The organism is Wolbachia endosymbiont of Drosophila leontia, from assembly GCF_028981785.1.
In the GTDB taxonomy this organism is placed as follows: Bacteria; Pseudomonadota; Alphaproteobacteria; order Rickettsiales; family Anaplasmataceae; genus Wolbachia; species Wolbachia pipientis.
On record NZ_JAPQLK010000060.1, the window covers coordinates 1 to 6,235 of the forward strand.

A 6,235-nucleotide genomic window follows, 5' to 3' on the forward strand; every position below is an offset into this window, starting at 1 on the left:
CCAGAAAAAGTAGAGAGAAAGTTAAGACGTTTTTGGAGTAAAATAAAACGTTTTTTCAAAATATGACAAATAGAAGAGAATATACGGCAGAATTCAAATTAGAAGCTGTTAAGCTGGTTAAAGAAACAGGTCAAGCAAGTACAAAAATAGCAAAAGATCTAGGTATAGATGGTAGTATGTTAAGTAAGAAAATATGATGGAAAAATGTCTGGAGCATACGCATTTCCAGGCAAAGGCTCCTTATGACAAAGAAAGATTTGATCTAAAAAAAGAACTAACAAGAGAAAGAGACATTTTAAAAAAAGCCCTGGGCAAAGAAAAAGAGTAAAGTATTCTTTTATATAGAAATTGCTATAAAACACAGGAACTATGTAGGGTTTTGTACTGGTGGTATTGGTTGCTAAGGAAAAAAGCAGTAAAGAATTAGCAAAAGAAGGGCTTCTAGCAGATATTCAAAAAATACATCAAGCTTCTAAATGCAGATATGGAGCTCCTAAAATTCACGCTGAATTAAAAGCTTTAGGCAAAAATTAAAACAGTACAAAGTGTTATGCAAGAAAATGGCATTAAAACCAAGCTTAGACGAAGGTTCAAAAATAAAAAACAGCAAATAAGCAACCGAGTTGTGGCTCCGAACACATTGGATCAAAATTTTACTACTGATCAGCCAAATAAAGTTTGGGATTACCTACATAAAAACTAAAGAAGGTTGTTGGCGGCAATAATTGACCTATATTCACGCATGGTGGTTAATGAGTAACATGATAATTAGTTATAGATTCTTTATTGATGGCCGTTGATAAACGCAAACCCGATAAAAATCTGCTGTTACATAGCGATCAAGGGTCACAGTATACCTCTCAAAATTACCAATTTCTATTGAATACAAAAAACATCATTTCCAGCATGAGCCATAAGGGCTGTTGTTACGATAACTCTGTTGCAGAAAAGTTCACTTAAAAGGGAGCTGCTTATTGATACTTCTCGCTCAACAAACCAGAACTGCCATATTTGAATACATAGAAATCTTTTATAACAAATAACGTAGACATTCTACTATTAACTATTGCATTCCTGCACAATTTATTCTCATGATAAAAACGTCTTAACTTTCTCTCTACTTTTTCTGGGTAAGGTCAAATAGAGAATTTTACAAAAATCTATTTTTAACTTACAATCAATTATTACAATTTTAAACCTACAACTTATGTACAACAGACTTATAGTCAAATCTTTTTCAGTATTATGCATCTGTTTATTTGCTTTATACATAACACTGCCAAATTTCTTTGATAATAAGCTTTTTATTTCGAAAAAAAGAATAAACTTAGGCCTTGACCTGAAGGGAGGGGCATCTTTGCTTTTAAACATAGACTTAGACTTCTATTTTAAGGAAAAGCTAAGCATGCTAGCTAACGAAATAAAAGAGACATTGCTAACAAAAAATATTGAATCTAACGTACAAAATAGCGTTATAACTTTAAATAATATTGATGATTATAAAAAAGCATCTGTGTTGATTAATGCGATAAATCCAAATTTAGAGCTAAATAGAAAAGATTCTTCGATTCTCATTTCGTATAAACCCCATTATAAAAATCCTTTGATCAGTGAAGTAGCTGCAGAATCAATAAACAATGTCCAGCGCCGTTTGGACAAACTTGGCACAAAGGAAGTCAGCGTTCAAAAACAAGGGCAGAATAAAATATTGGTGCAGGTGCCTGGAGTAGAAGATACCAAGCAGATAAAATCTCTGCTTGGCAAAACTGCTAAGCTAGCTTTTCATTTGGCAAACACTAACATAGCCAAGGTGCAGGATATAGACCATGAAACCACTGTCATGCTCAAGGATTCTTTAGGTAATTCTTATCCAATATTTCGCAAAACTGAAATAGGTGGCGATTCGCTGGTTAACGCGTCAGTTAGATTCGGCAATTTAGGTAAACCAACAGTGCATTTTAAATTTGACAGCATAGCGAGTAAAAGATTCGCAAAAATCACTAAAGAAAATGTGGGAAAACCTTTTGCAATTGTTCTGGATAACACAGTCTTAACAGTACCTACAATACGTGAGCCAATTTTAAATGGAGAGGGAGAAATTAGCGGTAATTTCACTGAAAAACAAGCAAGCGAACTTGCAATACTTTTAAAATCTGGAGCACTGCCAGCACCACTTAAAATAATTGAAGAAAAAAACATTGGCCCAAGTCTTGGAGAAGAATCAATAAAGGCAGGGGAAATGGCAGCAACAATCTCTATTATAGCCGTGGCTTTATTTATAATTATCACTTACGGCAAATTAGGTGTATTGGCCTCTGTTGCGCTTTTTTCTAATGTAATTCTTATATTATCAATTCTCACTCTGCTTGAAGCAACTCTAACTTTACCTGGAATTGCCGGTATTGCACTTACTGTTGGTATGGCGGTGGATGCAAATGTTTTAATATTTGAGCGAATTCGTGAGGAAATCAAATCTGGCAAGAGAGTGGAACGTGCTATTGAAGAAGGGTTTAAAAACGCTATAAAGACAATACTGGATTCAAATATCACTACATTAATTGCTGCAGGAATAATGTTCATTATTGGCAGTGGAGCAATAAGAGGCTTTTCTGTCACTCTATCAATAGGAATTTTATGTTCGATGTTTTCTGCAATCACAGTCACAAAACTCCTGATAGAGTTGTGTATGAACCCGAAGGAACTAGTGCTTTGTTAGTCAACTACCTTCATTCCCACAACGTTATATCCTGAATCAACGTGCAAAATTTCTCCAGTAGTGCCACTACTTAAGTCGCTTAATAAGTATAACGCTGCCTTGCCAACATCCTCTATTGTAACATTGCGTCTGAGCGGAGAATTATTTCTATTCCATTCTGATATGGAGTGAAAATCGCTTATTCCAGAAGATGCTAAAGTTCTGATTGGACCAGCGGAAATTGCATTTACTCTGATATTTTGTGGCCCGAGATCACATGCTATATATTTTACACTTGCTTCAAGTGCCGCTTTACATAAACCCATAACGTTATAATTTGGCATAACTTTTTCAGCGCCATAATAAGATAAAGTAAGTAAACTACCACCATTTGACATCATTTTTTCAGCCCTTTGCGCTAAAGCAGTAAAAGAATAGCACGATATATGCATTGCATTGAGGAAGTTATCCAGTGAAGTATTGACATATTTACCATCTAACTCACTTTTATCGGAGAATGCTATTGCATGCACCAAAAAGTCAAGAGTACCCCATTTTTTCTCTATTATTTCGAAAGCGTTACCTATGATTTTTTCATTTGAAACGTCGCAGTGTAATATTAGCTCCACATTTAGTTCATCTGCTATTGGTGATAGTTTTTCTTTTATTATTTCATTCTGGTAGGTGATTGCAAGTTCTGCTCCGTGCTCTGAGAGAGTTTTTGCTATACCGTATGCTATTGATCTCTTATTTATTATTCCGGTTATTAATCCCTTTTTGCCTTGTAATAGACTTGTCGTCATAGAACTATCTGTTTTTTTATAATTTGGAATATTAACTAGGTAAAGTCAAGATATCACTATGTTTTAAAATATTTTTTGCAGTAACTTGAAGTCTATAAACAGTAATCTTGATTCTTCTACAACAAAGCCATCCCGTATGACATTTTGTCTATACCTAATTAAGCATATCAATAAGTAAGTAAATCTTAATATAACCTTATTATACTTATAAATACGCTGTATAGAATGAAAGTATGGATGATTTCATAACTGCAAGAAGAAAAGATGATGCTGTGGTATCTGTTTGTCAGGATAATAAGAAAAAAAACGTGTTAATTTTAGGGCTCAATCAAGTTGCAAGGGATTTGTTAAAATATGAAGAGGAGAATTTGCTTAATAAGCCATTAATTAATATCTTAAGCACAAGAGCAGCTGACAACGTGAAGAATTATTTAGAGTATACCGAAAATGGGCACGATTTACTTGATATATTACCTAAAGTGATAGATTTTTCCTTAACTGATGCTAAAGGAGAAGATATCAGGACAAAAGTAAAAGTTTTCCGCACTGCACAATTTGCCAGTAATAAAATAAATTATGAGCTATTAATACGTGATATCAGTTTGTCCCATAAACTAGGAATCTTTAGAGATAAATATCTAATGGGTAAAAAATATAAAAACCATGACTTATTCGATATACCGGGCAATGAGTCCACTATTCTAGAGTTATACGTTATATTAAATTTTGCCTTTCAACATCAAATTAATGCAGCTATAGGAGTGATTGGCTTAAATAGTAGCTGTAGTGAGACAAATAATGCACTGAAAGTTATCATAGAACATTTTTATAAAAATTGCCGTAGTGATGATTTTCTAGGGTATATTGATGAGAATAAAGTGCTTTTTGTTTTGATTAACTGCGATGTAAAAAGTATATCTAAAATAATTAATCATATACATTCTGCCATTAATAAGCAGTTATTAAAGCGAAAATTACCAAGTGTATCAATAATTTATGGGAATATAGCTCAAAAACAGGCAGCAAAATCTGCCAGCGGTGCCTTCTGAAAAGTTGTTTTTTATTTATATTGAGTTTAAACTTAAACTTTTATAGAGATTTAAGTTTTTTTATGAAGTTAAAGTACTACCTGGTAGCACTGCTTTCATCGTTGTTTTTGCAGAATAGTGCTAGCTCTAAAACAATTTTGGATAAGGAAGTATTTTATGCAGAACTAGACGGAAAAATAGATTTGAGATTCGGCTACGCCTTCAACAGAGATTCTTTCAATGCTAAGCCTAAGGATAAAACTTCAAGTTATTCATGCTTGCGCTTTCTTTATTTACAGCAAGTTTATCCAAATACTCAAATGGGGGTTAATGTTAAGGCAGGGGTTTCTGGTATTGCAAACCTAAAAGCGTTAGACATAGAAAAGTTAGACATGGAGGAATGGTATTTTATCATAAAAAACCAGGAACTTGGATCAATTGAATATGGTAAAAGAAGTTTAGTTGGTCAGAGCATGTTAATTAACACTTCAAAAATTTATGCAGCTGCTGGAGGAGTAAATGGTCATTGGACAAACTATGCAAATTTGCGCGGTGATCATAAAAAAGATGGTGACCCTGGATATGATCAAGACAAGGTGTTCTGGGTCAAGCCCAATATTTATAGCGATTATAATGAACTCGAACTAGGGTTAAAACAATCATCAATTAACTACATCTCCCCTGAAATCTATAACTTTCAACTCGGATTCAGTTATGTTCCAGGAAAAAATAACTTACAGTACAGCAATTTAATTGCTGCTGGCCTTTCCTATAAAAACAGCTTGTCAGATGATATAGGTTTTACTACTGCCTTAACTGGTGAATTTGCAAGAGAAAATTTAACTGATTGCTCAGATGGGACTTCTAAAAATTATGAATGCCGCAATCAATTACTACACTGGAATTTTGGTTTGAAGCTAAAATTGTTCGATCTTGATTGCATTTTTTCGTATGGTAATGGTGGTAAATCTGGTGAGAAGCGTAATCCTGAAACAAATAATACGTATTATATGAATGCAGGTATCGCTTACCGTTCTGATTCTTACGAATCGAGCTTAACATATTTTAGTAGTGGTAGGGATATTGCAGGCGAAGGTACAAACGAGTTAACATCATATGCTTTAAGTCTTGAAAATTCTCTTTTTTTAGGTACTTCATACTATTTCGATATTGTAAAGTTTAGTACAAAAGAGCCTGAAATAGAAAATAACAACTCTGGTTATGTGTTCTTGGCTGGACTGAAATTAAGTTTTTAATATTGCCTCCTTCCAACACTCTTTTCTGTCATCCAAGGTAACCGTTCACAGATTTCCACTTAATTTTTCAATCTCACTCATGGAGAGGCCAGTAAACTGACCTTACCCAGAAAAAGTGGAGAGAAAGAAAAGAGTTTTTTTGGGTAAAATAAAATTTTGGAGGATTAGAAATGGTAAGAGAATATACAGCAGAATTCAAATTGGAAGCTGTTAAACTGGCAAATGAACAAAGAAAGGCAGGTCAAACAATTACAAAAATAGCAAAGGATTTAGGAATAAAGGGTGGTTTATTAGGAAAATGGATAAAGAAACACAACGAAAAAAAGTCGGCAGCAGATGCATTTCCAGGTAGAGGTAACATGGCTCCTTACGACAAAGAGAGGTTTGATTTACAAAGCAAGAGTAACAAGGGAAAGAGACATTTAAAAAAAAGCCCTGGCCAGTCAAAAAGAG

The 6,235-nt window shown here is 33.9% G+C and carries 6 protein-coding genes and 1 pseudogene; 5 read left to right on the forward strand and 2 right to left on the reverse strand.

The window, feature by feature from the left end; translation table 11 throughout:
- Window positions 1-62: 62 nt before the first annotated feature.
- A pseudogene (locus OZD63_RS06255) lies at window positions 63-1,043 on the forward strand (IS3 family transposase).
- A 46-nt stretch (window positions 1,044-1,089) separates the two neighbouring features.
- On the opposite strand, the gene OZD63_RS01905 reads toward OZD63_RS06255, so the two are convergent.
- Complete coding sequence (locus OZD63_RS01905) at window positions 1,090-1,371, reverse strand: hypothetical protein (protein WP_039964338.1); 282 nt, start codon at window positions 1,369-1,371, stop codon at window positions 1,090-1,092.
- On the opposite strand from OZD63_RS01905, the gene secD reads away from it, so the two are divergent.
- On the forward strand, window positions 1,271-2,716 hold the full coding sequence (secD, locus tag OZD63_RS01910; protein WP_458695128.1) for a protein translocase subunit SecD: 1,446 nt from the start codon (window positions 1,271-1,273) through the stop codon (window positions 2,714-2,716). The two genes, OZD63_RS01905 and secD, sit on opposite strands and share 101 nt — an antisense overlap.
- Here the strand turns inward: secD and OZD63_RS01915 are convergent.
- Entirely contained in the window at window positions 2,713-3,498 is a 786-nt protein-coding gene (locus tag OZD63_RS01915; protein WP_274980081.1) for an enoyl-ACP reductase FabI, read from the reverse strand. The genes secD and OZD63_RS01915 overlap by 4 nt on opposite strands.
- Window positions 3,499-3,731: 233 nt before the next feature.
- Here OZD63_RS01915 and OZD63_RS01920 point away from each other — a divergent pair, with 233 nt between their 5' ends.
- The 3 genes from OZD63_RS01920 to OZD63_RS01930 form a co-directional block, all read left to right on the forward strand.
- Complete coding sequence (locus OZD63_RS01920) at window positions 3,732-4,547, forward strand: hypothetical protein (RefSeq protein ID WP_275007981.1); 816 nt, start codon at window positions 3,732-3,734, stop codon at window positions 4,545-4,547.
- Between the two features lie 62 nt (window positions 4,548-4,609).
- The gene (locus tag OZD63_RS01925; protein ID WP_275007982.1) at window positions 4,610-5,782 is read left to right on the forward strand and encodes a porin; all 1,173 of its coding nucleotides are present in this window, start codon (window positions 4,610-4,612) and stop codon (window positions 5,780-5,782) included.
- A 170-nt stretch (window positions 5,783-5,952) separates the two neighbouring features.
- Window positions 5,953-6,235, forward strand: a 283-nt coding sequence (locus OZD63_RS01930; RefSeq protein ID WP_274979865.1) for a transposase, incomplete at its 3' end; no start/stop codon positions are given.

What these genes read in the sequence shown, in the direction of transcription:
- OZD63_RS01915 (WP_274980081.1), bottom strand. Translation starts at nt 3,498, where the DNA reads ATGACGACAAGTCTATTACAAGGCAAAAAGGGATTAATAACCGGAATA.
- OZD63_RS01905 (WP_039964338.1), bottom strand. Translation starts at nt 1,371, where the DNA reads ATGTTTAAAAGCAAAGATGCCCCTCCCTTCAGGTCAAGGCCTAAGTTT.
- OZD63_RS01925 (WP_275007982.1), top strand. Translation starts at nt 4,610, where the DNA reads ATGAAGTTAAAGTACTACCTGGTAGCACTGCTTTCATCGTTGTTTTTG.
- OZD63_RS01920 (WP_275007981.1), top strand. Translation starts at nt 3,732, where the DNA reads ATGGATGATTTCATAACTGCAAGAAGAAAAGATGATGCTGTGGTATCT.